This is a genomic window from Stenotrophomonas sp. YJH_SMC_110, from assembly GCF_059369255.1.
Genome location: NZ_JCAFSM010000001.1, coordinates 371,468 through 396,533, shown reverse-complemented (window position 1 = coordinate 396,533; position 25,066 = coordinate 371,468). Strand labels below are relative to the sequence as shown.

Here is a 25,066-nt window from a genome sequence, read left to right as displayed (position 1 = left end):
GGCGTCGTAACGTCGGCCTTGGGCGAACCGCCCGGCTGCAGGGAGCGGCACATGGCGTTCAGTAGCGCAGGAAGAAGCGGCCCGCTGGCGGACATCAATGTCACGCCACTGGTGGATGTGATGCTGGTGCTGTTGATCATCTTCATCGTAACCGCGCCGATCGTGGCCCGGCCGATTCCCGTGCAGTTGCCACAGGCCACCGATCGCACGATTGATCGCCCCGAACCGCCGCCGCCGATCGAGCTGCGACTGGATGCGTCGAACCAGCTGAGCTGGGATGGCCAGCCGATGGCGATCGGCGATCTGCAGGGGCGCCTGCAGGCGCAGGCCGGCGAGCATGCCGGCAACCTGCCGGAGCTGCGCATCGCCACCGATCCGGCGGCCGAGTACGAAGGCATGGCGCGGATATTGGCTGCGGCCGAAGCCACTGGCATGGAGCGCATTGCCTTCGTGCGGTGAGTTTCGTGCGGTGAGTCCGGCAACGGGCGGCCTGCCATCGGCAGGCCGCTCTTCCTGCGAGGGAACGTGGCATGCGATACGGGATACAGCACGCGGCCTCACTGATGGCCGCCCCCAATCTGGCACCGCTGGTGGATGTGTTGCTGGTGTTGCTGGCGCTGGTGATCACCGCGCTGCCGATGGCGCAGGCGACCGGCCTCCTGGCGCTCCAGCAGCGCACCTCGTGCCCACCCTGGCCGGCGTCCTCACCCCAGCCGATCCACCTGCGCATCGACGCGGCGGGGGCGATGTTCTGGAATGGCCAGCCGCTCGACGCTGTCGCGTTGCAGCGGCACCTGGTGCAGGCGCAGCAGATGCCGCAGCAGCATCGCCCCTGGGTGCACCTGGCGACCGCCGACGACACCGACTACGAAGACATGGCACGCGTGCTGCTGGCCGTGAGCCAGCATGGGCTGCGCGTCGACGCGCCCGGTCACTAGCGCCTGCACCGACAAGTCCCCTTGATGAGTTGTGGCGGATCTCGGCGCGCGCTGACGCAGCCGGCATCAAAGTGGAGGGCGGTGAACAGTACCGTCCGGTTCTAAACGGTCCTCATCTGACGTAAATGGCTGTCAATTGCGTCAATTCCGCGTGAAAGAGTGTCGATCATCACGCCGTGATTTTTACCGCTTGTTTACAAAGGAGACGCTGCCGCCATGCAGGGGGAGCGCGGCAGTCCATGTCCCGACATTCCTTTGGAGAGAGAGCGAATGAAGCACCTGCACCACCGCCCGTTGGCGGTTGCCGTCACGCTGTGCGTGATGGCCTTGGCACCCCTGGGTGCCGCTGCACAATCCACCACCAACCTCGACGCGGTGGAAGTCACCGGTACCCGCATCAAGCGCGCTGAAGTAGAGGGCCAGGTCCCGATCCAGACCCTGACCCGTGGCGACATCGAACGCACCGGCCTGACCTCGATCGGCGAAGTGCTGCAGCAGCTCACCGGTTCCGGCTCTGCGCTCAACGCCAAGTTCAACTCGTCCGGCAACTTCGGTTTCCCGCCCGATGGCAGTGGCGTGGGTGCCGGCTCGGCGCAGGTCGATCTGCGCCACCTGGGTGCCAAGCGCGTGCTGGTGCTGGTCGACGGCATCCGCTGGGTCAATGAATCGTCGGCGTCCGGTGTGGGCTCGGCCACCGACCTCAACACCATTCCGCTGGCCATCGTCGAGCGCATCGAGGTGCTGGAGGACGGTGCTTCGTCGCTGTACGGCTCCGATGCCATCGCCGGCGTGGTCAACATCATCACCCGCCGCGATTTCGATGGTGGGCAGGTGACGCTGAACTACGGCGAGTACAGCAAGGGCGACGGCACGCAGAAGGGCGTGGACCTGGCCTGGGGCAAGAATGGCGATCGCTTCAGCCTGTTCCTGGGCGCCAGCTGGACCAAGCAGGACCCGGTATTCGCCAAGGATCGCGAGCAGTCGCGCTTCCCCATTCCCGGTACCGGCCTGGCGTTCGGCAGCGGTGGTATTCCGCAGGGCCGTTTCATGTTCACCGACCCGAACACCGGTGCGGTGCAGAACATCGTGCCCAATACCGGCGTGAGCAATCCGCGGTACGACGGCAGTGCCGGCTGCAGCCGCACGGATGACTATCACTGCTTCACCACCGCCGACCGCTTCAACTTCGCCGAATACAACATGGTGCTTACGCCGTCGGAGCGCAAAGGCCTGTTCGGCCAGTTCCGCTTTGACATCACCGACAACGTGCAGTGGTACATCAAGGCGCTGGGCAACCGCCGCGAGTCGACCAACCAGGCCGGCCCCGAGCCGCTGTTCTTCGGCCCCGATGGCGCCACCGGCAATCCGTTGGCCGACAACATCGTGGTCTCGCGCCTGAACCCGTACAACCCGTTCGGCTTCGATCTCGTCTCCGGCGACAACATGAGCCTGATCGGTCGTCGCCCGGTGGAGGGCGGTGCGCGCGTGTTCAAGCAGAAAGTGGACACCACCTACTTCGCCACCGGCCTGGTCGGTGACTTCCATGCCGCCGACCGCAGCTGGTACTGGGACGTCAACGGCATGTACAGCAAGAACAAGGCCGAGCAGACCAACTACGGCAGCTATGACATCTACAAGGTGAACATGGCGCTGGGCGATCCCGCGGTGTGCGCGGCCACGCCTGGCTGCGTGCCGTTGAACATCTTCGGTGGCGCCGGTTCGATCACCCCGGACATGCTGAAGTGGATCCAGCCGGTGGTGCGCGACCGCAGCCAGAACGAACTGAGCCTGTTCACCGCCAACCTGTCCAGCGAGCTGTTCTCGCTGCCGGCCGGTCCGGTGTCCTTCGCCACCGGCTTCGAGTACCGCAAGTACAAGGGCGCCTACCAGCCCGATCCGCTGACGGTGATCGGCCACTACAACGGCGTGCCGTCGCAACCGACCTCCGGTTCCTACGACGTCAACGAGGCCTATCTGGAGTTGAGCGTGCCGATCTTCGCCGACTCCTCGTTCGGCAAGAAGCTGGACCTGAGCCTTGCCGGCCGCTATTCGGACTACTCCACCTTCGGCGGCGAGTTCACGCCCAAGTACGGCCTGCGCTGGCAGGTGACCGATGACTTCGTGCTGCGCACCACGTACGCCGAGGGTTTCCGCGCACCGTCCATCGGTGAGCTGTACGGCTCTGCCGCACGTGCCGACCTGCAGCTGTTCGATCCGTGCTCGGTGGGCCTGGGCGGCACGCCGCCGCGTGGCAGCGCGGCCAACTGTGCTGCACTGGGCGTACCGGCCGGCTTCCAGCAGGCCAACTCGCAGATCTCGGTGACCACCGGCGGCAACCGCGAGCTGGACCCGGAACGCTCGCGCAGCTTCAGCGCCGGCTTCGTGTGGAGCCCGTGGTTCGGCAACAACGCCTCGTGGTCGGAGCGCTTCGATGTGGAAGTCACTTTCTACCGCCATGCCATCGATGGTGCGATCCAGGCCATCAACGCGCAGACCCAGCTGGACCTGTGCGTGGATACACTGGACCCGATCTACTGCAACGGCATCACCCGTGCCAGCACCGGTGCGGTCAGCAGCTTCAACAACCGCCTGACCAACCTGGGTTCGATCAAGACCGACGGTTGGGACGTGGATCTGTTCTGGACGCTGCCGCAGACCTCCATCGGCCAGTTCAAGCTGGGGTGGAAGAACACCTTCGTCGGCCGTTACGAGGCCACTGGCGCGGCCGGGCAGAAGCAGCCGCAGAAGCCGGGCGTGGAAGTGGCCGACAGCTCGATCCCGGAGTGGACCAGCAATGCCAGCCTCGGCTGGACGATGGATCGCTGGAGCGCCAACTGGACGGTGCGCCACATCTCCGAGCTGACCGAGAACTGCGGCGATGCGGCGGCCTTCCCGGTGTGCAGCAACCAGGCTGCGGGCACCAACACGCTGTCGGCCACCACCTTCCACGACATGCAGGTGGGCTACAAGATCGACTGGATGAAGGGGCTGCAGCTGACCGCGGGCCTGAACAACGTGTTCGACAAGGATCCGCCGATCTGCCTGTCGTGCTCGTTGAACGGCTACGACGCTTCGACCTACGACATCCCGCGTGGCCGTTACTGGTACCTGCGCGCGGACCTGCGCTTCTGATGTGACGGTGGCAGCGCCGGTCAGTTCCGGCGCTGCCTTGCGGGTGTAGAGCCGAGCCCGCGCTCGGCTGATTCTCTGAGCCGAGCATGGGCTCGGCTCTACAGGTGCGGGGCGTGCGAACCCCGCGTCTGATCAGAACGCCCAGGTGAACGTCAGCGAGCCATTGCGGCCATCGCCGTAGGCACCGTAGCCGTTGATCTGCGACAGGTACTTCTTGTCCAGCAGGTTGTTGAGGTTGGCCTGCACGCTGAACTCCGGCGAGATGCGGTAACGCACGAAGGCGCTGACCAGTGCGTAACCTTCCTGCTCGAAGCGACCCACCACCGGCGCGGCGTAATAGATGCGGTTCTGCCAGTTGGCACCGCCACCGACGGTCAGTTCCTGCAGCGACTGCGGGGTGTAGCTGGTGAACAGCTTCAATGCGGTCTGCGGCAGGTTGGTGTTGATGTCGGCACCGTTGATGTCCTTGGCCACATAGCGCGAAGCACCGAAGGTCGCGTTCCAGCCCGGTGCCAGTTCGCCGTTCACTTCGAATTCGAAGCCACGGCTGACGGTGCCGCGTGCGGCGATCGAGGCGAACTCACCCGGACGGCCGATGATCGGCTCGCTGGTGACCTGGGCGACGTTGTCCTGCTCGATGCGGAACACCGCCAGCGAGGCGTTCAGCCGGTTGTCGAACCAGGCACCCTTGACGCCCACCTCGTAGCTCTTGCCGTCGACCGGGTCGAGATAACGGTCGTTGCGGTCACGTGCGGTCTGCGGCTGGAAGATCTCGGTGTAGCTGGCGTACGCGGAGTAGGTATCGTTGATGTCATACACCAGGCCGGCGTACGGGGTGGTCACCTTGTGTTCGCGGTCGTCGTTCTCGCCTTCGCTCTTCCAGTTGGTGTAGCGCGCACCGAGGATCAGCTTCAGCGGATCAGCCAGCGACAGACGGGTGGCGGCATAGCCGGCCTTCTGGGTGATGGTGCCCTGGCTGGCCAGCGCCAGCGGGTTCCAGTTCGGCTGGGCGATGTTGCCGGTCCAGTCGAGATAGGAGCTGAAGGGATTCCAGCCGGTGCCGGGGCCACCCATCTGGAAGTCACCGTAGTTGGCGAATTCGCGCTTGTTGTAGCTCAGGCCGGCCATGAACTGGTGCTCGCGGCCGAACAGCTGGAACGGGCCGTCGATGTAGCCATCGATGCCATCGACCTTGCGCTCGGTGTTGTAGAAGCCGGCCATCGGCGTGACGCCGGTGCCGGTGGCCTTGTCGAACGCGGTGTAGGACGGATAGAACAGCTTGTCGTCGGCGTTGGTGCGGTTGTGGGTGGCGCCGATCCTGAACTTCCAGCCGTTGCTGAAGGCGTGCTGCAGGGTGGCAAACGCGCGCTTGCTGGTGGTGTCCCAGTAGGTCCAGTCCGGCGACGGATTGAACGAGGTCGGGTAGTTGGTCGGGCTGCCATCGGCGTACCACATCGGGAAGCCGCCCCAGGTCGCACCATTGGCGCGCTTCTGCTGGTAGTCGTAGCCCACGCTCAGCTGGGTGTCCGGGGTCAGGTCGGCATCGATGACGGCGTAGCCCAGCGTCTTGCGCTGGTTGTAGCGGTCCATCTGGCCGTCGGTGTCCAGGTAGCTGCCGATCACGCGGCCACGCACGCTGCCGCTGGCGTTGAGTGCGCTGCCCACATCCACCGTGGTGCGGGTGCGGCCCCAGCTGCCGACGTTCACCGACACGCTGCCGGTCAGCTCGGCGCTGTCGGCATGCTTGCGCACCAGGTTCACCGACGCCGACGGATTGCCGGCGCCGCTGAGCAGGCCGGTGGCGCCGCGCACCACTTCCACGCGGTCGTACAGCGCCAGATCCAGGCCGGAGTCACCGTAGCTCCAGTTCTGCACCATCTGCGTCGGCAGGCCGTCGAACTGGTAGGCATCGATGTAGAACCCACGCGCGTAGAACTCGGTGCGCTCGCTGTCGGACTGGGTGCTGGTCACGCCGGTGGTGTTGGCCAGCACGTCGATGATGTCGTCGAGCTTCTGATCTTCGATGCGCTGGTGGCTGATGATGCTGACCGACTGCGGGATCTCGCGCGGTGCCAGGTCGAAGCGGGTACCGGCCGAGGTGCGGCGCACCGAATAGCCTTCGGCGCGTTCGCCCTTGACCATCACCTTGTCCAGCGTGGTCGGATCGGCGGCGGTGTCGGCGAAGGCGGCCGGGGCCAGGGCGCAGAGTGCAACGAGTACGGCAACGGACAGCCGCTGCGGTTGCGGGATACGGAAGGCGGGACGGGTCATGGGGGTCCTGGACGAGCACGCGCGCTCGGCCGGCATCCAGAAGGCGAGGCGCTACGGGTGGGAAACGGGCGGGCAGGCCGTCCTGGCACCACCGGAAATGAAAGAAATAGTAATACGAACTATTCCTATTTAAAAATCATGAACGAGGTAGGCGCTCACGCGGGCCGCGACGCAGCGCATGGTGTTCAGCGCAGCAGCGGCAGCGGATCGCGCGCGCCATCGGCGCCGTAGATGCCCCAGTGCAGATGGGGCGGCGTGCCCTTGGCATTGCCGCTGTCGCCTACATGCCCGAGCAGGTCGCCGGCCTGGACCACCTGGCCGCGCGCCAGGCCCTCGGCCCAGTCATCCAGATGGGCGTAGTAGTAACGTTCGCGCCCGGGCCCGATCACCCAGACCTGGCGGCCACCGAGGCCGCGCTCGCTGACGTCCGCGATGACGCCGGCAGTGACGCTGCGCACCGCGGTGCCGCGCTTGGCGAAGATGTCGATGCCGGCGTGGGAGCGGTCACGGCCACGTGGCGCGCCGAAGGTATCGGCGATCTGCCGGGGACGGACGCCCTCCACCGGCACCGGAAGTTCGGTGGCCGGAGACATCCGCGAGAGTGTCCACAGCAGCTTCGGTGCAGCGGCCCATGGGCTGTTCCACAGCGCCATAGCGGCGACGATGGCGATGGCCAGCCCTAGGCCACGCAGCAGCCAGCGGCGCTGGCGACGGGCGGGGGAGGGCGGTGTACTCATGGTTTCAAAGTGTAGAGTCGAGCCATGCTCGACTGCTGTTGCGTTGCGATCAGAAGGCAGTCGAGCATGGCTCGACTCTACAGGCCTGGCAGCAGCGGCACTTCGAAACTCCGCTTCAACGTCCCCAGTGCCACCGACGTTCTGAAGCGTTCGATGTTGTCATCGCCGCCGAACAACCGCTCGGTTATGGCCTCGTACTCTTCCATCGACGCCGCCGAAAGCAGCAGCAGGAAATCGCCATCGCCGGTGATCGCGTAGCACTGCTGCACCGCCGGGTCGTCCTGCACGCGGCGCTTGAACGGCGCCACGTGATCACGTTGCTCGCTGACCACGCGCACTTCGACGATGATGGTCAGTGGCCGCCCGACCTGGGCGGCGGCGATCACCGCCACATTGGCCGCGATCACGCCGCTGTCCTGCAGGCGCTTGATGCGGCGCTGCACGGCCGGCGTGGACAGGTGCACGGCCTCGGCGATTTCGCGCTGCGGCAGGGTGTTGTCCCGCTGCAGCAGGTCGAGGATGGCGCGGTCGAAGCTGTCGAGCACGGGGGCGGTGGCCATGGCGAGCAGAAGTTGCACGAACGGGCCGTCAATTGAGCCAAGTGCTCGGCGCTGGCGCAATAGACTTTGCCCATGCAGACCTCACGACTCGCGCCGATGTTGCCGGCGCTGGCGGTGCTCGGCTCGGTCACCTCGCTGGCCATCGGCACCTCCTACGCAAAACACCTGTTCCCGCTGATCGGCGCGCAGGGCACCAGCGCGCTGCGCGTGGGCTTCTCGGCGCTGTTGTTGCTGCTGTTCTGGCGGCCGTGGCGCTGGAAGACCAGCCGCCCGGATGCGATCACCATCCTGCGCTACGGCCTCACCCTGGGCCTGATGAACCTGCTGTTCTACATGGCCCTGCGCACCATTCCCTTCGGCATCGCGGTGGCCATCGAATTCACCGGGCCGCTGACGGTGGCCATGCTGTCGTCGCGACGGCCGATCGATTTCCTCTGGGTGGGCTGTGCGGCGGTGGGGCTGCTGTTGCTGCTGCCGATCGGCGGTGGTCCGGCGCTGGATCCCGCTGGCGTGCTGTATGCGATGGGGGCTGCGGCGTGCTGGGGCCTGTACATCGTGTTCGGCAAGCGTGCCGGCCACCTGCATGCCGGGCATTCGGTGTCGCTGGGGCTGCTGGCGGCATCCCTGGTAGTGGTGCCGGTGGGCGTGGTGCATGCCGGTGCCGCGCTGCTCGACCCGAAGATCCTGGCCGCCGGGCTGCTGGTGGCGCTGGTGTCCAGCGCGATCCCGATGTCACTGGAGATGATGGCGCTCAAGCGCCTGCCGAAGGAGACCTTCGGCATCCTGATCAGCATGGAACCGGCGGTGGCCGCGCTGTGGGCGATGCTGCTGCTGCACGAGCACCTGCATGGGCTGCAGTGGCTGGCGATCGGCTGCACGGTGCTGGCCTCGGTGGGCAGCACGATGACCGCGCGGCGCCTGAAGGTACCCGTCACCGCCTGAAAAAAAGGGGACGGAGGGGATTAAGTCGTTTATGCCCCAATTTAGGGGGGCGCCGGGCGGCGCCCGGCGCAGAGCGTGCGGACCAACGGTCCGCACCTACCGTAACGGCGGGTCAGCGCAGGGCGTCGGCCGGGACGTCGATCTGCATCGCCAGGGCGAGGTGATCGGAGAACGCGGCTGGTACGGCTTCCACGGTACGAGTCTGCAGGCCACTGCTGACCAGGATGTGGTCGATGGCGCGGTCGGGGCGCCAGCTGGGGAAGGTCGGCACGATGCAGCCCGGGGGCTGCAGCCGGGTCTTCTGGTACAGCACCTGCATTTCCGGGCGTTCGGCCAGGCAGTTGAAGTCGCCCATCAGCACCGCGTTGGGGTGGTCGGACAGCAGCTCGGCGATGAAGCCCAGCTGCGACATCCGCGAGCCCGCGCCCAATGACAGATGCGCCACCGCCACCGCCAGGCCATCGGTACCGTCGCCGAACTTGGCCAGCAGCACGCCGCGCCCGCCGATGCGGCCGGGCAGGGCATGGTCCTGCACTTCCACCGGTTCCAGCTTGCTCAGCAGGCCATTGGCACTGGACGCCACGCCGCCCATGCGCCGGTTCGGCTGGTGGCTCCAGTAGTTGAAGCCGGCGCGCTGGGCCAGGTAGTGGGTCTGGTTGGTGAAGCCCGAGCGCAGGCTGCCCGGGTCGGCCTCCTGCAGGCCGACGATGTCATGGTCGCGCGCCAGGGTGGCGATCGCGTCCAGGCTGCTGCGCTTGCGCCCCGCCGGCAGCGCATGTGACCAGCTGCGGGTCACATAGTCGCTGTAGCGGCGGGTACTTGAGCCGGCCTGGATGTTGGCCGTCAGCAAGCGCAGGGTCCGTGTACGGGGGGAATTCACGGCCGGGAAATGCTTCTCTTGGATCAGTGAGCCTGGGCCGCACCGCGTTCGCGGGCGATCAGGTGGTCGGCGATGCGCAGCATGTCCGGGAAGCTCTTGCCCTTCACCAGGTACTTGCCGTTGACGATGATCGACGGGGTGCCGCTGATCTGGCTGCGCTGGGCGAACTGCTTGGCCGAGTTGGTCTTGGCGTTCACCGCGAAGCTGCCCATGGTGGCGGCGAACTGCTTCGGATCCACGCCATAGGCGGCGTAGAACTTGGCGATGTCTTCCACCGAGTCACGGCCGCGCTCGCCCTTCAGGGTCTTCTGCGAGTGGATGGCGGCGTACAGCGCTTCGTGGGTCTTCTCCTGCACGCCCAGGGTCTGCGCGGCGTAGAAGGCACGGGCGTAGTCATCCCAGGTGCCGCCGAACATAGCCGGCACGTAGACGAAGTTCACGTCGCTGGGCAGGCCGGCCTTCCACGGGCCGACCAGCGGCTGGAATGCGGCGCAGGCCGGGCAGACGTAGCCGAAGATCTCGGTCACTTCGATCTTGCCGGCAGCCGGCTGGAACGGCTGGCCGTTCGGGATCACCTGGTAATCGGCGCCTTCCACCGGGGCCGGGCCGGTCAGCGCGGCGGTGGTCGGGGCCGGCGCCGCGGCGGGGGCGGCTTCGGCCGGGGCCTTTTCGCCTTCGGCGGCAGCCGGAGCGGTGCCTTCGCTGCCCGTGGCCGGCGCAGCGGCCGGTTCGGCGGTGGCCGGGGCGGCTGCCGGTGCGGCCGGGGCCGCGGTGGTGTTGGTGCTGCCGTCATCAGCCTTGCAGGCAGCCAGGATCGGCAGCAGCGCTGCGAGGGCGAGGGCGTAACGGATCTTCATGGAAACGTCTCCAGCATCTGGAAAGGTGGGGGCCGGCGCCAGGCGCCAGCCAGGGGGAAATGATGACATGCGGCGGCGACAGCGCCGTGTCGAGGGTGGGCGTTGGTTCAGCGGCCGCGGGCGGCGCGGGCCTGCGCGATCAGCGCCGAGGCGATGCGCAGCTGGTCGTCGAAGCTGTTGCCCCGCACCAGGTACTGGCCGTTGATGATGATGGCCGGGGTGCCCGGGATCTTGGTGCGCTGGGCGAACGCGCGCGCGGCCTCGACCTTCTTCTGCACGGCATCGCCGCGCAGCGCCTGGAGGTAGCGGTCCGGGGTCACGCCGTAGGCCTTGTAGAACGTGGCGAGCTCATCGGCCGAGACGTTCTGCATCGGCAGCGATCCCTGCTCGTGCAGGGCCTTGAACACGGCAGCGTGGCTGCGCTTGGCCACGCCGACTTCGTCGGCGGCGTAGTAGGCCAGTGCCCAGGCATCCCAGGCGCCACCGAAGGCGGCCGGGACCGGGGTGAAGCGCACGTCGGCCGGCAGCTTGGCCGCCCAGGCTTCCAGTTGTGGCTCGAAATGGGCGCAGTGCGGGCAGGTGTAGCCGAAGACCTCGACCACCTCGATCTTGCCGGCCAGCGGCTGGAACGGGCCCGGCTGGGCGATGCGCTCGTAGTCTTTGCCCTCGACCAGCGGGGCATTGGCGGGGGTGGCGGCGCAGGCTGCCAGCGGCAGCAGCACCAGCACGGACAACAGCAGGCGGGAAATCAACCTCATCGACACGCATCTCCGTTGAAAAAAGCAACGCCGGCGCGGTCGCCGGCGTGAAGGAAACATACCGCAGCCGTGGGCCGGCGTCGCGGCCCGGGCCGACCAGTGGTGGTCAGGGGGCGGCAGCCGGTTGCGTCGGCGTGGCCGCAGCGGCCACATCGTCGGCCTTGTTGTGCAGACCCTGCAGGTAGCTCGACAGCGCCTGCACCTCCTGCTCGCTGAGCTTCTGCGCGACCGTGGCCATGATCTGGAAGTGCGCCTTGTCGGTCTCGTTGGTCTGGCCGGCCTGGTACTCCTGCAGGCGGCGCGCGACATAGCTGGCGTGCTGCCCACCGAGGTGCGGATAGGCCGGGCCGGGATTGCCGGCACCGCTGGGGCCGTGGCAGGCCATGCAGGCCAGCAGGCCGCGCTTGGCATCGCCGCCGCGGTACAGCTGCTGGCCGATCTCGTAGAACTTCATGCCCTTGTAGGGGCCATCGGTCACTGCCGTGTCATCGGCGATGCCGGCGTTGGCCTTCTGCGTGGCGAAGTAGGCGCCGATATCGCGCATGTCCTGCGGGGTGAGGTTCTGCACGAACGGCACCATCGCCACCGCCGCGCCGGAACTGCGCTGGCCGTTGGCGATCAGGGCCATCTGCTGGGCCACGTAGCGCTCGCTCTGGCCGGCAATGGACGGGTACATCTCCACCGTGGAGTTGCCGTCGGCACCATGGCAGGCCGCGCAGGCCGTCGCCTTGGTCTGGCCGGCCTTGGCATCGCCCCAGTGGGTCTTGCTGAAGTCCACCTCCAGCGAGGCGGTATTGATCGGCCCGTTGTCGGGCAGCGGGGTCAACGTGGTCTGCGCGAACGCAGCAGCGGCAACGACTACAGCAGTGGCAAGGGCGGATACGGCAAGAACGCGAGCGTGGCGCATGCTGAAGCTCCGTATGGACCGGGCCGGACGGTGGCCGCCGGCATCGCCCGGATTATCAACGGCGTTTCCGCGCACGGTCAACGCAGCAGTGCAGCAAAATGGCCGCAGCGGCCGCCGGCACGGGCGCGCGGCGCCGCAACATGCGATCCTAGGCACATGTCATTGCTCATCGAACGCGCCCGTTACCACCTTTCGGCCCACAACGTGCGGCAGCTGCCGCCCGACGAAGGGGCTGAAGTGGCCTTCGCCGGCCGCTCCAACGCCGGCAAGTCCAGCGCGCTCAACGCGCTGACCCGCCAGAACGCCCTGGCCCGTGTCTCCAAGACCCCCGGCCGCACCCAGCAGCTGGTGTTCTTCCAGGTCACCCCGGAAGCGCATCTGGTCGACCTGCCCGGTTACGGCTACGCCAAGGTGCCGCTGGACCTGCAGGCGCACTGGCAGGCCTTCATTGACAAGTATTTCCGCACCCGCGAGGCCCTCAAGGGCCTGGTGGTGGTGATGGACATCCGCCACCCCCTGAAGGACTACGACCGGCAGATGCTGTCCTATGCCGTGCAGCGTGGCCTGCCGGCGCACGCGTTGCTGACCAAGGCCGACAAGCTCAGCCGCAGCCAGCAGATGCAGTCCCTGCAGAAGGTGCGCAAGGAGCTGCAATCGGCTTACGGTGACAGCGTCAGCGTGCAGGTGTTCTCCGGCGAAGACCGTACCGGCGTGGACGAAGCCCGCGGCGTGATCGGCGGCTGGCTGGGGCTGGAATAAGGCTCTCCGGTCGCCCGGCTGGCAGCCGGGCGCTACCTGATCGGGTGGGTGCCGACCTTGGTCGGCACACCCTCACAACGGCGAATACTCCGCCGGCACCCACGCATAGGCCTGGCCCTCGCCACGCACATGGCCCAGGCCCGGGAACGGCAGGTGCGCACCGGCCACCCACCAACCGTTGGCGGTGGCCTGCTGCAGCAGCCCGCGACGGCTGGCGATGGCCGCCTTGCGGTCCGAATCGGCCTCGAATGCCGCTTCCGGGTGCGCGAACTGCACCGCATGGAAGTGCAGCACATCACCCCACACCAGCAGTGACTGGCCCTGGCTGTCGAACCGGTAGGAGACATGGCCGGGGGTATGGCCGTGGGTGTCCATCGCCACCGCGCCACCGGGCAGGGCATCGCCGGGGCTGAACGTGCGCAGGTGGCCGCTGGCCTGGTAGGGCGCGACCGCGTTGCGTGCCAGCGGGAAGGCGAAGCGCACGCCCTTCGGCGCCGTGGCCTCGCTGGCCGGGCTGAGCCAGTAATCGGCATCGGCCTTGGACAGCCACACCGTGGCATTCGGGTAGGCCGGCTTGCCCTGCGCGTCGAGCACGCCGCACAGATGGTCCGGGTGGGCGTGGGTCAGCAGCACCTCGTCCACCTCGGCCGGGTCCACGCCGGAGGCGCGCAGGTTGCCCAGCACCTGGCCCAGGCCGGGGCCGAAGCACTGCGCGGTGCCGGTATCGACCAGGGTCAGGTGGTTGCCCTGGCGCACCAGGAAGGCGTTGATCGCGGTCTGCAGGCCCTTCTTGTCTTCCGGTACGTAGCGGCCTTCCAACAGGCGGCTGACCAGTGTCGGCGGCACGTCGACCACTTCCTGCCGGCCCAGCGCGACCACGCCGTCGAACAGGGCGGTGACCTGCAGCGCACCAACGCGCTGGTGGTAGACGCCGGGCACCTGCTGGGTGGGAGCGGGCGAGGTGGCTTCGGCCAGTGCAGCCAGCGGCAGGGACGACAGGGCCAGCAGCAGGGCGCCGCGCAGCGGCAGGGGACGCAGGATCATGGCGGTTCTCGGTGGATGACGGGCGGTTCCGTTGTGCCCAGCGTGCCGTGGCCGGCGTGTGCACGGCGCTCAAACCACTGCGCGGAATGCTCAGGGAAGGGGGGGCTGCAGGGCTGCGCCCTGCACCCGCAGAGGCAACGGCAACGGCCGAAGCAACAGCAACAGCGACAGCGGGCTATCTGGGATGGCGGGGTGGGTCCGGTTGCGGGAGACGCCGTAAACCCCGCTCCGCGGTCCGGCCCAGTCGCTGGCGGCTGGGCGTTCGGGCGCTTGCGAAGCAGTGCTTCGCAAGCAAAGCGCCCTCACCCATGGGGGCTTGGCCGCGGCATCCATGCCGCGGACACTCCCGCAACCGGACCCACCCCGCCTTCGACAGTTTTTCGCGATCTGTCAGCTCGCGGGGTCAGATCCGTTTTTCGCAGGAAAACGGATCTGACCCCACAGTTTCATTCGATATCTGACAGATGTGTCGACCAAGGTCGACACCTACTAACAGCCGCGAAGATCTGTCAGAGGTGGGGCGGTGTGGGTGGGCAGGACCGTTGGCGCCATGGATGGCGCCATCGAGCCCCCATGGATGGGTTTACGGCGTGTCCTGCCCACCCACATCGCCCCGCCCTCCCACGGATAGCCGCTGTTGCTGTTGCTGTCGCTTCGGCCGTTGCCCTGGCTCGTAGCGGGTGCAGGGCGCAGCCCTGCCGAACCCCCTCAAATGTCTGTCGGAGCCAGCCCGTACTGCTCGGCGAAGCGCTTGCTGAAACTGGCCGCAGACCGGTAGCCCGCGCGCGCGGCCACGGTCTTCAACGGCAGGTCGGTGGTGTAGAGCAGCTGCATGCCATGTGCCAGCCGGGCCTCGGTGAGCAGCTGGCGCAGGCTGGTGTCCTCGGCCGCCAGGCGACGGCGCAGGGTCGCGCCGCTCAGCGCGAACTGTTCTTCCACATCGCGTGATTGCCAGTCGCGTGCTGGTTCGGCGGCGATGCGGTCGCGGATCTGTTCGCCCAGGCTCGGCGCCTGCGGCAGCAGCAGGTTGCCGTGGCCCTGTCGGCACAGGGTCAGCACCAGCGAGGCCAGGGCCAGCCGCGCGTCGCTGTAACGGCCGTCCTGCAGCGATTGCCGCCACTGGCGCAGCACCGCGCCATGGTCGATCAACGGCAGTCGCGCCATCGCCTGGCCGGGGGCGGGAAGCTCTTCATTCCAGAGCGTACGCGCCGCCGCCAGCACTTCGGTGCAGAGCGGCACGATGGCACTGAGGTAGCGGCCGCTGCAGGGATCGGGGGTGTTGACCACGTCGATGCGGCACCGCTGGGTCAGCAGCAGGATGTCGCCGGGAACGAACGTCAGCGACTGGTGTGCGGTACGTACCTGCTTGCGGCCTTCCAGCAGGATCGCGAACTGCGGTTGCGGAACCTCCACCGAGCTGGCGCCATGCTCGCGGCGTGCGGTGATGCAGGCATAGCCCTCGGCGCGCCCGCAGCCGGCCAGGCTGGCCATCTCGGCCAGCAACGCAGTGGCCGCTGGCAGCATGCCGGTCATGACACCTGGGCACCGAACAGGCGACCGACGCCGGCCGCCGCAGCCATCGCCAGCGCGCCCCAGAACATCACCCGGACCGCGCCGCGTACAGGCGGTGCGCCCCCGGCCTGGGCCGCCACCGCGCCGGTCAGGCACAGGCCGAGCAGGGTGCTGGCCGTGGTCATCAACGCAACCTTGTCGGTCGGCGCGAGCAGGGCGGTCAGCACCGGCAGCGCCGCACCGCAGGTGAACGCACCGGCCGAGGCCAGCGCCGCCTGCAGCGGGCGCGCGCGCAGGGTGTCAGTGATGCCCAGCTCATCGCGGGCGTGGGCACCCAGTGCATCGTGGGCGGTAAGCTGTTCGGCCACCTGCCGGGCCAATGCAGGCTCCAGGCCGCGGTGGCGGTAGATCGCGGCCAGCTCCTCCAGTTCGCTGTGCGGGTCTTCGCGCAGCTCGCGCTTTTCCATTGCCAGGTCGGCCGCTTCGGTGTCGGCCTGGGTCTGCACCGACACATACTCGCCGGCGGCCATCGACATCGCGCCGGCCACGGTGCCGGCCACGCCGGTGGCAAGGATAGTGGTGGCGGAGGCGCCGCTGGCCGCCACGCCGACCACCAGGCCGGCCACCGAGACGATGCCATCGTTGGCCCCCAGCACGGCGGCACGCAACCAGCCGACGCGCTCGGAGCGGTGCAGTTCGGGGTGTCGCGAATGACGGTTCATGACGCCGAGTGTACGAGGGTCAAGAGGGCGTCGGTAGGATGCTGAAACCCGTCACCGTCGCATGACGCAACGGGGTGCCACGCTATAGTGCGCCCTTGCGATGGAAGGCCGCGAGCCCCACATCCCCCGCCACCGTCCAGCGAGCCTTCCCCTTGTCGAGCCCCAGCCACGTCGCCGATACCCCCATTACCGACCGCTCGCAGCTGGTGGAGGTGATCGCCTCCGGCGAGAAGCCCCGCGCGCAGTGGCGCATCGGCACCGAGCACGAGAAGTTCGGGTTCCGCCTGGATGACCTGCGCCCGCCGACCTTCGAGGGCGAGCGCGGCATCGAAGCGTTGCTCAACGGCCTGGTCCGCTTCGGCTGGGAGCCGGTGCAGGAAAACGGCAACACGATCGCGCTGCTGCGCGACGGTGCCTCGGTGACGCTGGAACCGGCTGGACAGCTGGAACTGTCCGGCGCGGCGCTGGAGACCATCCACCAGACCTGCGTGGAGACCGGCACCCACCTCAACGAAGTGGCACAGGTGGCCGGCGAACTGCAGCTGGGTTTCCTCGGCATGGGCTTCCAGCCGAAGTGGAAGCGCGATGAAATGCCCTGGATGCCGAAGGGGCGCTACAAGATCATGCGCTCGTACATGCCCAAGGTCGGTTCGCTGGGCCTGGACATGATGACCCGCACCTGCACGGTGCAGGTGAACCTGGACTACGCCACCGAAGCGGACATGGTGAAGAAGTTCCGCGTGTCGCTGGCGCTGCAGCCGATCGCCACCGCGCTGTTCGCCGATTCGCCGTTCACCGAAGGCAAGCCGAACGGCTACCTGAGCTACCGCTCGCACATCTGGACCGACACCGACGCCGACCGCACCGGCATGCTCGACTTCGTGTTCGAGGATGGTTTTGGTTACGAGCGCTATGTCGACTACCTGCTCGACGTGCCGATGTATTTCTCCTACCGCGATGGCATCTACCACGACGCCAGCGGGCAGAGCTTCCGCGATTTCATGCAGGCCAGGCTGCCGGTGCTGCCGGGTGCGCTGCCGACGCTGCGCGACTGGTCGGACCACATGACCACCGCGTTCCCGGAAGTGCGCCTGAAGAAGTACCTGGAAATGCGCGGTGCCGATGGTGGCCCGTGGAGCCGCCTGTGTGCGCTGCCGGCATTCTGGGTGGGCCTGTTGTATGACGACACCGCACTGGATGCCGCCTGGGACCTGGTACGCGATTTCACCCTGGCCGAGCGCCATGCACTGCGCGACGGCGTGCCGAAGCATGCGATGAACCTGCCGTTCCGCAATGGCACGGTGCGCGACCTGGCCCGCGAAGCGGTGAAGATTTCCGTCGAAGGCCTCAGGCGCCGTGCGGCGCGCAATGCCGACGGCCAGGACGAGAGCAAGTTCCTGGACGTGCTGCAGGAGATCGTCGAATCCGGCCTGACCCCGGCCGAGCGCAAGCTGGCGCTGTTCCATGGCCGCTGGCACGGCGACGTCGATCCGGTGTTCCGCGAGTTCGCGTACTGAGTGGATTGCGGTAGTGTCGGCCGCTGGCTGGCAGATGTATGGGGTTGCCGGCCAGCGGCCGGCACTACCAGAAGAAAAACCCCGGCATTGCCGGGGTTTTTCTTTTTCGCATCTGCCCTGGATCAGGCGGCGTTCTGCATCGTCGCCATGTCGATCACGAAGCGGTAGCGCACATCGTTCTTCGCCATGCGTTCCCAGGCTTCGTTGACGTTCTTGATGTCGATGATCTCGACGTCGCTGACGATGCCGTGCTCGGCACAGAAGTCCATCATTTCCTGGGTTTCGGCCATGCCGCCGATTGCCGAGCCGGTCAGGTGTTTGCGGCCGAAGATCACGCTGCCGCCGGTCAGCGGCGGGTCCAGTTCGGTCAGCACGCCGACCAGGCACATGGTGGCCTCGCGCTTGAGCAGGCCCATGTACGGGTTGGTGTCATGGCCGACCGGGATGGTGTTGAGCAGGAAGTCGAAGCTGCCGGCGTGCGCCTTCATCTGCGCGGCATCGCGCGAGACCAGTACCTCATCGGCGCCCAGGCGCTTGGCATCGGCACCCTTTTCCGGCGTGGTGGTGATCATCACGACGTGCGCGCCCAGTGCCTTGGCGAACTTCACGCCCATGTGGCCGAGGCCACCGAGACCGATCACGCCCACCTTCTGCCCCGGGCCGACCTTCCAGTGGCGCAGCGGCGACCAGGTGGTGATGCCGGCGCACAACAGCGGGGCGGCCGCCTTCAGGTCGAGGGTGTCGGACACCTTCACCACGAAGCGCTGCTCGACCACCACGTGGTCGGAATAGCCGCCGTAGGTCGGCGCGCCGGTTTCGCGTTCACGGCCGTTGTAGGTCCAGGTCGCGCCTTCGGCGCAATATTGCTCCAGATCGTGCTCACAGGCGTCGCAGTGGCGGCACGAGTCGACCATGCAGCCGACGCCGGCGTGGTCGCCAACCTTGAAGCGGGTGACGTTGCTGCCGACTTCGGTCACCCGGCCGATGATCTCGTGGCCCGGCACCATCGGGTAGATCGAGCCACCCCAGTCATCGCGGGCCTGGTGCAGGTCGGAATGGCAGATGCCGCTGTAGAGGATCTCGATGCGCACGTCGTCCGGGCCGACCGCGCGGCGTTCGAACTCGTACGGGACCAGCGGGTCGGTATGGGAATGGGCGGCGTAACCACGGGCGAGGGACATGGGGAATCCTTGGCAGGGTTTATCGAAAGGCGTTTTACAATACGCCCCGCAACCAGCAGCAAGAAGCGCGGATATCGGCATGATTCATCAAGTGAAACTGCACAATCGTGGCCACTGACAACCTCTCCCACCTGGCCGCGTTCGCCGCGGTCGCCCGCCACCGCAGCTTCCGCCGTGCCGGCGCCGAGCTGGCGCTGTCGACCTCGGCGGTGAGCTACGCGATCCGCGCGCTGGAGGAACGGTTGGGGGTGGGCCTGTTCCATCGCACCACCCGCAGCGTGGCCCTGACCGAGGCCGGGCAGCGCCTGCTGGAGCGCCTGCAGCCGGCGTTGGGGCAGGTGCACGACGCACTGGAAGAAATGAACCACTTCCGCGCAGCCCCGGCCGGCCTGCTGCGCATCAACGCCACCCGCGCGGCGGTACCGACCCAGTTGGGGCCGAGGCTGGCGCGCTTCCTGCACGCCCATCCCGACGTGCGGGTGGAGCTGACCGAAAATGACGGCCTGGTCGACATCGTCGCCGAGGGCTACGACGCCGGCGTGCGCCTGCATGAGTTCGTGCCGGAGGACATGGTGGCGGTGCCGATGGGGCCGCCACTGCGCGGGCTGATCGTCGGCTCGCCGGACTACCTGCGGCGTCGGCCGGCACCGCAGCATCCGCGCGACCTGGCCGCGCACGAATGCATCCGCTTCCGCTTCGCCAGTGGGCACCTGTACAAGTGGCAGTTCGAGCGCGATGGGCAGGCGCTGGAGATCGACGTGCCCGGGCGGTTGACCCTGTGCGAGCAGGGCACGATCGTGCGCGCCGTTCTGGATGGCATCGGCCTGGCGTACGTGCTGGAAGACACGGCAAGGCCGTACATCGAATCGGGGCAGATGGTGGCGGTGCTGGAAGACTGGAGCGAGCCGTTTGCCGGCTTCGCGCTGTACTACCCGAAGCAGCGGCAGATGCCGGGCGCGTTGCGTGCGTTCGTGGATATGTTGCGCGAGTGAGTTGCGATGGATGACGTGGTGCCGACCAACGGTCGGCACCCACCGGCGCAGGGCGTTGCCGATCAACGAATCGACATCGGCCGGTAGATCCACGCCATGCGTGGATGGCACCACGCTACGGCCCTTGCAACACCGGCGCCAACAACGCCACGCACTCACGCAGATGCATCTCCACCGGCGCATCCTCGGCCACCACGCCGATCACGCGTTCGCGCAGCGGCTCGGCCACGGCCATCGCCAGGATCAGCCGCGCCATGCATGCGGAATCTCCCTCGCGCAGCAGTCCACGCTGCTGCTGACGTGCCAGCCAGTCGGCCAGCAGCGCACGGCCGCGTTCGATGCCGTTGTCGAGGTAGGCCTGCAGCAGCGCGTCCTTGCCGGGGAAATCGGTGGCCAGCAGGCGGAACACCTGCACCGCCTGCGCCGATAGCGCCTGCGTGCACACCGCGTGCAGGATGTCCTGCAGCAACGGCACGACCTCTTGGGCATTGCGCGCATCACGCTGCAGCTGTGGCGCGAAGCCGTCGGTCCACTCACGCACCGCCAACCCGACCAGCTCCTCGCGGTTGCTGGCATGGCGGTAGACGGTCTTCTTCGCCACCCCGGCGTGCGCCGCCACCGCTTCAATGGTGGTGGCCTCGTAACCCTGTGCCAGCAGCAGCTCCAGCGTGGCCTGCAGCACCGCGTGGCGGACTTCGGCTTCCGGTCGCGCAGGGCGGCCACGGCGGCGGGTCGGTGATGTGGGCGCGGGCAGGGTGGTGCTGTTCATTGCGCCCATCTTACCGCATCCGGTTAATTGCGAAACGGCAAGCGTTTCCTTATTGTCGGGTCTCCCAACCCGTAGGAGACCCCCATGGATACCGCTGTGAACGCTCGCCCTTGGCTGGACCACCACGATCTGCTGGACCCGGCGCCGATGCATCTGGAAACCGGCATCCAGCGCCGCGAAGACGGCACGCTGCTGGTGGCGGTGCGCACCGATCTGCACGGCTGCAAGGGCCGCATGCTGGACTGGTGGTTCACCTTCTTCGAGACCACCCAGCACATCCGCTGGTGGCATCCGGTCGATCATGTCGAGCATCGCGGCTGGGACGCGGCCTGGCAGCGCGGGCGCAGCTACCACGGCGCCAGCATCCATGCGGTGGAATCGCTCGCTGACATTCCGCCGGTGGCGGCGCGCCTGAAGTTCCATGACCCGCGCACCTTGCTGGTGCCCGAACGCCTGCAGGCGGCACAGGATGCAGGCGATGTATCGGCGGTGATCGCCGCGCGCATCGGCTTCGGTGATCACGTGCGTCTGGATGTACAGGGCGATCCCTGCGATGGGCAGATGCTGCATGTGGCGCGCGATACGCCGTTTGGCTGCGTGCTGCGCAGCCGCTTCGTGCTCGGCCTGGACAGCGCCGATCCGCACCGCGATGCCGGCGATGCGGTCGGCCTGGGCCTGCTCAGGCATTGCTACACGGAGTTCAGTTTCCTTTCGCGGCTGCTGCCGTCGCTGTACTACGGCGAGCGCGCCAACGGCGAAGCGGTGCCGTTGCCGTGGTGAACGGTGCAACGGTCATTCGACCAGAGCGTCGTAGCCCTCGCCACTGAACTGGATCAGGCAGAAGCCGTGGCCGAAGGGATCGGCCAGCACGGCGATGCGTCCCCAGCGACGCTCGCGTACGGATTGCTCGAGCGTCGCCCCGGCTGCGACTGCACGTACCAGCGCGGCTTCGATGTCATCCACCACCCAATCCAGGTGCAGCGGCGTCCAATGGCGCTCGTAGTCGCGCACGTCGCCGTCTTCGGTGGCGGCGCTGCCGGCCTCGTTGTGCAGCAGGTAGAGCGGCGTTGGCCCACCGAGCAGCTCCACGGCGCCCGGGCCGAGACGGCGGCCGATGCGTAGGCCGAAGGCCCGGATGTAGAAGTCTTCGGCGGCGGCCAGGTCGGGCACGTCGAGGTTGACGATGAAGCTGTGGGCAGTGGCGTTCATGGCAGCGATGGGCGGCATCCGGTGGTCGCAGTCTAGTCCTGCCGCGTGGTGCTGCCGGTTCATCTCCTGCGCGGATTCGGGCAAGCTGGGCGGTCTCGATCGACAAGGACATCCATGAGCGCGCTATCCAGCATCGAACAGGCCACCGGCCAGACCTTCCCGCCCCTGTTCAAGCAGTTGCATGCAGCGGGTCGGTTGAGCTGGGGTGCTCCCCATCCGGAATGGTCCGAGGTGGTATTCCCGGCGCTGCAGGCAGAACCGCCGGTGCTGCTGTACGCCCAGGACTATGAGCCGTTGGAACACGATGAACTGCTCGAGGCGTGGCAGGAGCTGACCGCGGAGGATCATTACAATCCCCTGCGCACTGACCTGCAGTTGCTGCCCTTTGCGCGGACCGGCGCGGGTGACAGTTACTGTTTCTGGAGCAACGCGCCCGGTTTCAGCGAACCGCCGGTGGTGATGGTGTGGCATGACGACGACCGTGCCGACGTGCTGGCCGCCAGCTACCAGGATTTCGTGTTCCGCAAGATGGTCGAAGCGGTTGCCGACTACCAGCGGCCGTACACACTGCTGTCGCACGGCGAGCTGGCCGGGAATCTGCAGCGCTGGCTGCAGACTCACCATTCCTTCCTGCGCGGCGACCAGTACGCGGCATTGCAGCGGCTGTTCGCCCGCGTTGACGATATTGAAGAAGGGAACTTCAGCGAAGACGAGGCACAGGCCATCGTCGCTGAAGTGATCGGCTTCGAGCGGTTGGACGAGTCGTTCGCCTACGTGCGCGAGGACGCCTGAGGGCTGGGGTCGGGTCCGGGCGCAGCGTGGCTCTGACTCCTTGTTCGCCGAACAGGGGTCAGAGCCCTTTCCGTTGGAAGGGGATCCGACCCCGTGCGGGATCAGCCTGCGGCCGGGTAATCGAGATAGCCCGCCTCGCCGCCCCCGTAATAGGTGCTGCGGTCGGGCGTGGCCAACGCGATGTTGTGCTGCAGGCGTTCGACCAGATCCGGGTTGGCGATGAACGGCTGGCCGAACGCGGCAAGGTCGATGGTGCCGGCCTCGACCAGCTGCAGGGCGCGTTCGCGGGTCATGCCGCCGGCCAGGATCACGGTGCCACCGTAGGCCTGCTTGAACTGCTGCAGGAAGGCCTCGCCCAGCACCGACTGGCCCGCCTGCTGGTTGTCGTTGAGATGCACATAGGCCAGGCCGCGCTTGCCCAGTTCCTCGGCCAGGTACAGATAGGTGGCCTCGTTGTCGGGGTAGAACGGCATGTCGAAGGTGAGATTGTTCGGTGCCAGGCGCACGCCGATGCGCTGCGCACCGATGCGCTGGGCCATCGCATCGACGGTGTCCAGGATCAAGCGCGCGCGGTTGGGCAGCGAGCCGCCGTAGTGATCTTCGCGCTGGTTGATGACCGGGTTGAGGAACTGTTCGAACAGGTAGCCGTTGGCGGCATGCAGTTCGATGCCGTCGAATCCGGCGGCGATGGCGTTCTCTGCGCCGCGCACGAAGTCGTCGACGATGCCGGGGATCTCTGCGGTCTCCAGTGCACGTGCCGGGGTGGGATCGGCGTGGCCGCGGCTGCCATCGTCCAGGTACACGAACGAGGTGTTCTTCGGTGCGCTGGCCACCGGGCGGGTACCGGCGCTGACCGGTTGCCCACCGTCGGGCTGCAGCGAGGAATGCGACATGCGGCCGACGTGCCAGAGCTGGGCGAAGATCGTGCCCTGTGCGGCATGCACCGCCTCGGTGACGAGCTTCCACCCGGCCACCTGCTCGGCCGACCAGATACCCGGGACGTCGATGTAGCCCTGGCCCTGCGGCGAGACCGGGGTGCCTTCACTGATGATCAGGCCGGCGCTGGCGCGCTGCCGGTAGTACTGCGCGGTGAGTTCGTTGGCGACCGCACCGGGGTTGCGGGCGCGGGTCATCGGGGCCATCGCGATGCGGTTGCGCAGGGCGGTGCCTGCCAGATCGAAGGGGCGGAACAGGGCGGCGATCATGTCGGTCATCTCGGTGTGGGGGAAGGCGCCAGCGGCGCGATGCACACAGGATGGAGTTGACATGCGGACGCATAAAGCGCTTCGATCTCCCTGGGCGCGGGACTATTTGTCCCCAATGGAGCGCGATAGATGCTGCCGCTGGAATCGTTGAATGGCCTGGTGACCTTCGTTACCACGGCCCGCTCAGGCAGCTTCACCGAGGCTGCCGACGCGCTGGGCATCTCGCGCTCGGCAGTGGGCAAGGCCATCGCCCGGCTGGAAGCGCGGCTGGGCGTGCGCCTGTTCCACCGCACCACGCGGCGCATCGCGCTGACCACCGATGGCGAGGCGTACTACGCATCGTGTGCGGCGGCGCTGGAAGAAATCTCCGCCGCCGAAGCCTGCCTGGGGTCGGCTGGCCTGCCCAGCGGACGGCTGCGCATCGACATGCCGTCCTCGTTCGGGCGGCTGGTGGTGCTGCCCGTGCTGCTGCGCCTGTGCCGGCAGTACCCGGGCCTGCAACTGACGATGACCTTCACCGATCATTTCGTCGATCCCGTCGAAGAGGGCATCGACCTGCTGATCCGCTTCGGCGGATTGCACCAGGCCGAGCACCTGGTGGCGCGGCGGCTGGGTCGCCAGCGCCTGGTCACCTGCGCATCGCCGGAGTACCTGCAGGCGCATGGCGTGCCTGCGACCGTGGAGGAACTGGCGCAGCATCGCAGCATCGTTGGCTTCCGCCATGGGCAACCGGTGGCGTGGCGGATTGGCAGTGATGATGCCGAGGGAACATTCATCCCGAACGCGGCCTACCAGCTCAACGATGGTGACGCGGTGATCGATGCGGCCATCGCAGGACTGGGCATCTGCCAGATGCCCATTTCACTGGTACGCCGACATCTGGAATCCGGCGCGCTGCACTCGGTGCTGGATGCGCACATGCAACGGCATATCGACATCCATGCGCTGTGGCCACCGACCCGGCACCTGCGGCCGAAGGTGCGCTATGTGGTGGATGAACTGGCGCGGCTGGCGGGTGAGGGCTTGTTCGATTGAACCGGCACGATTGAGCGGGATGGGTGCCTGTGTATACTATCCCCCAGTATAGTTTCGAGGTGGCTTGGTCATGCCGCACTCCCCCGAAGAGAAGAAGAAGGTCCTGGCCCGCGTGCGCCGCATCCGTGGCCAGTGCGATGCGCTGGACCGCGCGCTGGAAGCTGGCGCCGACTGCGGGCCGGTGCTGCAGCAGATCGCCGCCATCCGTGGCGCGGTCAACGGCCTGATGTCCGAGGTGATGGAGGCCCATCTGCGCGAGGAGTTCGGGCAACCCGCCGCCTCCGACGAACAACGCGCCGAACGCGTGCGCGACATGAGCGCGTTGATCCGTTCGTACCTGAAATAAA

General features: G+C 67.3%; 25 protein-coding genes. 11 read left to right on the top strand and 14 right to left on the bottom strand.

Features of this window, described 5'->3' with window-relative positions:
* The first annotated feature begins 51 nt into the window (after positions 1–51).
* The 3 genes from AC5P6H_RS01695 (at position 52) to AC5P6H_RS01685 (ending at position 4,070) form a co-directional block, all read left to right on the top strand.
* On the top strand, positions 52–459 hold the full coding sequence (locus tag AC5P6H_RS01695; RefSeq protein ID WP_014648410.1) for an ExbD/TolR family protein: 408 nt from the start codon (positions 52–54) through the stop codon (positions 457–459).
* Between the two features lie 104 nt (positions 460–563).
* Positions 564–938, top strand: coding sequence for an ExbD/TolR family protein (locus AC5P6H_RS01690; protein ID WP_014648409.1), 375 nt, complete (start codon positions 564–566; stop codon positions 936–938).
* A gap of 270 nt (positions 939–1,208) precedes the next feature.
* Positions 1,209–4,070 carry a TonB-dependent receptor plug domain-containing protein gene (locus AC5P6H_RS01685; RefSeq protein ID WP_495202264.1) on the top strand — a complete coding sequence of 954 codons (2,862 nt, stop codon included), beginning with the start codon at positions 1,209–1,211 and terminating at the stop codon, positions 4,068–4,070.
* A gap of 132 nt (positions 4,071–4,202) precedes the next feature.
* Here the strand turns inward: AC5P6H_RS01685 and fhuE are convergent, their stop codons facing one another.
* From fhuE to AC5P6H_RS01670, 3 genes are all read right to left on the bottom strand, one after another.
* Entirely contained in the window at positions 4,203–6,341 is a 2,139-nt protein-coding gene (gene fhuE, locus AC5P6H_RS01680; RefSeq protein ID WP_495202263.1) for a ferric-rhodotorulic acid/ferric-coprogen receptor FhuE, read from the bottom strand.
* Between the two features lie 185 nt (positions 6,342–6,526).
* Positions 6,527–7,078: a M23 family metallopeptidase gene (locus tag AC5P6H_RS01675; protein ID WP_111205678.1), complete on the bottom strand. Its 552-nt coding sequence runs from the start codon at positions 7,076–7,078 to the stop codon at positions 6,527–6,529.
* 77 nt (positions 7,079–7,155) lie between these two features.
* Complete coding sequence (locus tag AC5P6H_RS01670) at positions 7,156–7,638, bottom strand: Lrp/AsnC family transcriptional regulator (protein WP_134809288.1); 483 nt, start codon at positions 7,636–7,638, stop codon at positions 7,156–7,158.
* 72 nt (positions 7,639–7,710) lie between these two features.
* Between AC5P6H_RS01670 and AC5P6H_RS01665 the strand changes: the two genes are divergently transcribed.
* The gene (locus tag AC5P6H_RS01665; RefSeq protein WP_495202262.1) at positions 7,711–8,580 is read left to right on the top strand and encodes an EamA family transporter; all 870 of its coding nucleotides are present in this window, start codon (positions 7,711–7,713) and stop codon (positions 8,578–8,580) included.
* Positions 8,581–8,692: 112 nt separating this feature from the next.
* On the opposite strand, the gene AC5P6H_RS01660 is transcribed toward AC5P6H_RS01665, so the two are convergent.
* From AC5P6H_RS01660 to AC5P6H_RS01645, 4 genes are all read right to left on the bottom strand, one after another.
* Positions 8,693–9,430, bottom strand: coding sequence for an endonuclease/exonuclease/phosphatase family protein (locus AC5P6H_RS01660; RefSeq protein ID WP_021202520.1), 738 nt, complete (start codon positions 9,428–9,430; stop codon positions 8,693–8,695).
* Positions 9,431–9,483: 53 nt separating this feature from the next.
* Positions 9,484–10,317: a thiol:disulfide interchange protein DsbA/DsbL gene (locus AC5P6H_RS01655; protein WP_014648402.1), complete on the bottom strand. Its 834-nt coding sequence runs from the start codon at positions 10,315–10,317 to the stop codon at positions 9,484–9,486.
* A gap of 107 nt (positions 10,318–10,424) precedes the next feature.
* A complete protein-coding gene (locus AC5P6H_RS01650) occupies positions 10,425–11,075 on the bottom strand; it encodes a thiol:disulfide interchange protein DsbA/DsbL (RefSeq protein WP_032960695.1) in 651 nt (216 codons plus the stop codon).
* A 106-nt stretch (positions 11,076–11,181) separates the two neighbouring features.
* Positions 11,182–11,982 carry a c-type cytochrome gene (locus tag AC5P6H_RS01645; protein ID WP_495202261.1) on the bottom strand — a complete coding sequence of 267 codons (801 nt, stop codon included), beginning with the start codon at positions 11,980–11,982 and terminating at the stop codon, positions 11,182–11,184.
* Between the two features lie 156 nt (positions 11,983–12,138).
* On the opposite strand from AC5P6H_RS01645, the gene yihA reads away from it, so the two are divergent.
* Positions 12,139–12,741: a ribosome biogenesis GTP-binding protein YihA/YsxC gene (yihA, locus tag AC5P6H_RS01640; protein ID WP_005411022.1), complete on the top strand. Its 603-nt coding sequence runs from the start codon at positions 12,139–12,141 to the stop codon at positions 12,739–12,741.
* A gap of 72 nt (positions 12,742–12,813) precedes the next feature.
* On the opposite strand, the gene AC5P6H_RS01635 is transcribed toward yihA, so the two are convergent.
* The 3 genes from AC5P6H_RS01635 to AC5P6H_RS01625 all read right to left on the bottom strand — a co-directional run bounded on the left by AC5P6H_RS01635 (position 12,814) and on the right by AC5P6H_RS01625 (position 16,019).
* Positions 12,814–13,785 (bottom strand): MBL fold metallo-hydrolase, encoded by a 972-nt coding sequence (locus AC5P6H_RS01635; RefSeq protein WP_046432495.1) that lies wholly within the window; start codon positions 13,783–13,785, stop codon positions 12,814–12,816.
* Between the two features lie 708 nt (positions 13,786–14,493).
* Positions 14,494–15,318, bottom strand: coding sequence for a helix-turn-helix transcriptional regulator (locus tag AC5P6H_RS01630; RefSeq protein WP_069117884.1), 825 nt, complete (start codon positions 15,316–15,318; stop codon positions 14,494–14,496).
* On the bottom strand, positions 15,315–16,019 hold the full coding sequence (locus AC5P6H_RS01625) for a VIT1/CCC1 transporter family protein (RefSeq protein WP_014648397.1): 705 nt from the start codon (positions 16,017–16,019) through the stop codon (positions 15,315–15,317). The genes AC5P6H_RS01630 and AC5P6H_RS01625 overlap by 4 nt, the downstream gene beginning before the upstream one ends.
* A gap of 152 nt (positions 16,020–16,171) precedes the next feature.
* Here AC5P6H_RS01625 and AC5P6H_RS01620 point away from each other — a divergent pair, with 152 nt between their 5' ends.
* A complete protein-coding gene (locus tag AC5P6H_RS01620) occupies positions 16,172–17,536 on the top strand; it encodes a glutamate--cysteine ligase (protein ID WP_014648396.1) in 1,365 nt (454 codons plus the stop codon).
* 122 nt (positions 17,537–17,658) lie between these two features.
* Here AC5P6H_RS01620 and AC5P6H_RS01615 read toward each other — a convergent pair whose 3' ends face one another.
* Positions 17,659–18,717, bottom strand: coding sequence for an NAD(P)-dependent alcohol dehydrogenase (locus AC5P6H_RS01615; protein WP_014648395.1), 1,059 nt, complete (start codon positions 18,715–18,717; stop codon positions 17,659–17,661).
* A gap of 107 nt (positions 18,718–18,824) precedes the next feature.
* Here AC5P6H_RS01615 and AC5P6H_RS01610 point away from each other — a divergent pair, with 107 nt between their 5' ends.
* The gene (locus AC5P6H_RS01610; RefSeq protein ID WP_014648394.1) at positions 18,825–19,709 is read left to right on the top strand and encodes a LysR family transcriptional regulator; all 885 of its coding nucleotides are present in this window, start codon (positions 18,825–18,827) and stop codon (positions 19,707–19,709) included.
* Between the two features lie 115 nt (positions 19,710–19,824).
* On the opposite strand, the gene AC5P6H_RS01605 is transcribed toward AC5P6H_RS01610, so the two are convergent.
* Positions 19,825–20,487: a TetR/AcrR family transcriptional regulator gene (locus AC5P6H_RS01605; protein ID WP_049440662.1), complete on the bottom strand. Its 663-nt coding sequence runs from the start codon at positions 20,485–20,487 to the stop codon at positions 19,825–19,827.
* Between the two features lie 75 nt (positions 20,488–20,562).
* On the opposite strand from AC5P6H_RS01605, the gene AC5P6H_RS01600 reads away from it, so the two are divergent.
* Positions 20,563–21,258, top strand: a complete 696-nt coding sequence (locus AC5P6H_RS01600; RefSeq protein WP_401730046.1) for a DAPG hydrolase family protein — start codon at positions 20,563–20,565, stop codon at positions 21,256–21,258.
* A 12-nt stretch (positions 21,259–21,270) separates the two neighbouring features.
* Here AC5P6H_RS01600 and AC5P6H_RS01595 read toward each other — a convergent pair whose 3' ends face one another.
* Positions 21,271–21,687 carry a VOC family protein gene (locus AC5P6H_RS01595; RefSeq protein WP_005414461.1) on the bottom strand — a complete coding sequence of 139 codons (417 nt, stop codon included), beginning with the start codon at positions 21,685–21,687 and terminating at the stop codon, positions 21,271–21,273.
* A gap of 114 nt (positions 21,688–21,801) precedes the next feature.
* On the opposite strand from AC5P6H_RS01595, the gene AC5P6H_RS01590 reads away from it, so the two are divergent.
* On the top strand, positions 21,802–22,479 hold the full coding sequence (locus AC5P6H_RS01590; protein WP_049440660.1) for an SMI1/KNR4 family protein: 678 nt from the start codon (positions 21,802–21,804) through the stop codon (positions 22,477–22,479).
* 101 nt (positions 22,480–22,580) lie between these two features.
* Here AC5P6H_RS01590 and AC5P6H_RS01585 read toward each other — a convergent pair whose 3' ends face one another.
* Complete coding sequence (locus AC5P6H_RS01585; RefSeq protein WP_495202260.1) at positions 22,581–23,684, bottom strand: alkene reductase; 1,104 nt, start codon at positions 23,682–23,684, stop codon at positions 22,581–22,583.
* A 129-nt stretch (positions 23,685–23,813) separates the two neighbouring features.
* Here AC5P6H_RS01585 and AC5P6H_RS01580 point away from each other — a divergent pair, with 129 nt between their 5' ends.
* Together AC5P6H_RS01580 and frmR are read left to right on the top strand one after the other, a co-directional pair.
* The gene (locus AC5P6H_RS01580; RefSeq protein ID WP_069117886.1) at positions 23,814–24,719 is read left to right on the top strand and encodes a LysR family transcriptional regulator; all 906 of its coding nucleotides are present in this window, start codon (positions 23,814–23,816) and stop codon (positions 24,717–24,719) included.
* Positions 24,720–24,789: 70 nt separating this feature from the next.
* Positions 24,790–25,065 carry a formaldehyde-responsive transcriptional repressor FrmR gene (gene frmR, locus AC5P6H_RS01575; protein ID WP_005411009.1) on the top strand — a complete coding sequence of 92 codons (276 nt, stop codon included), beginning with the start codon at positions 24,790–24,792 and terminating at the stop codon, positions 25,063–25,065.
* Position 25,066: the final 1 nt, after the last annotated feature.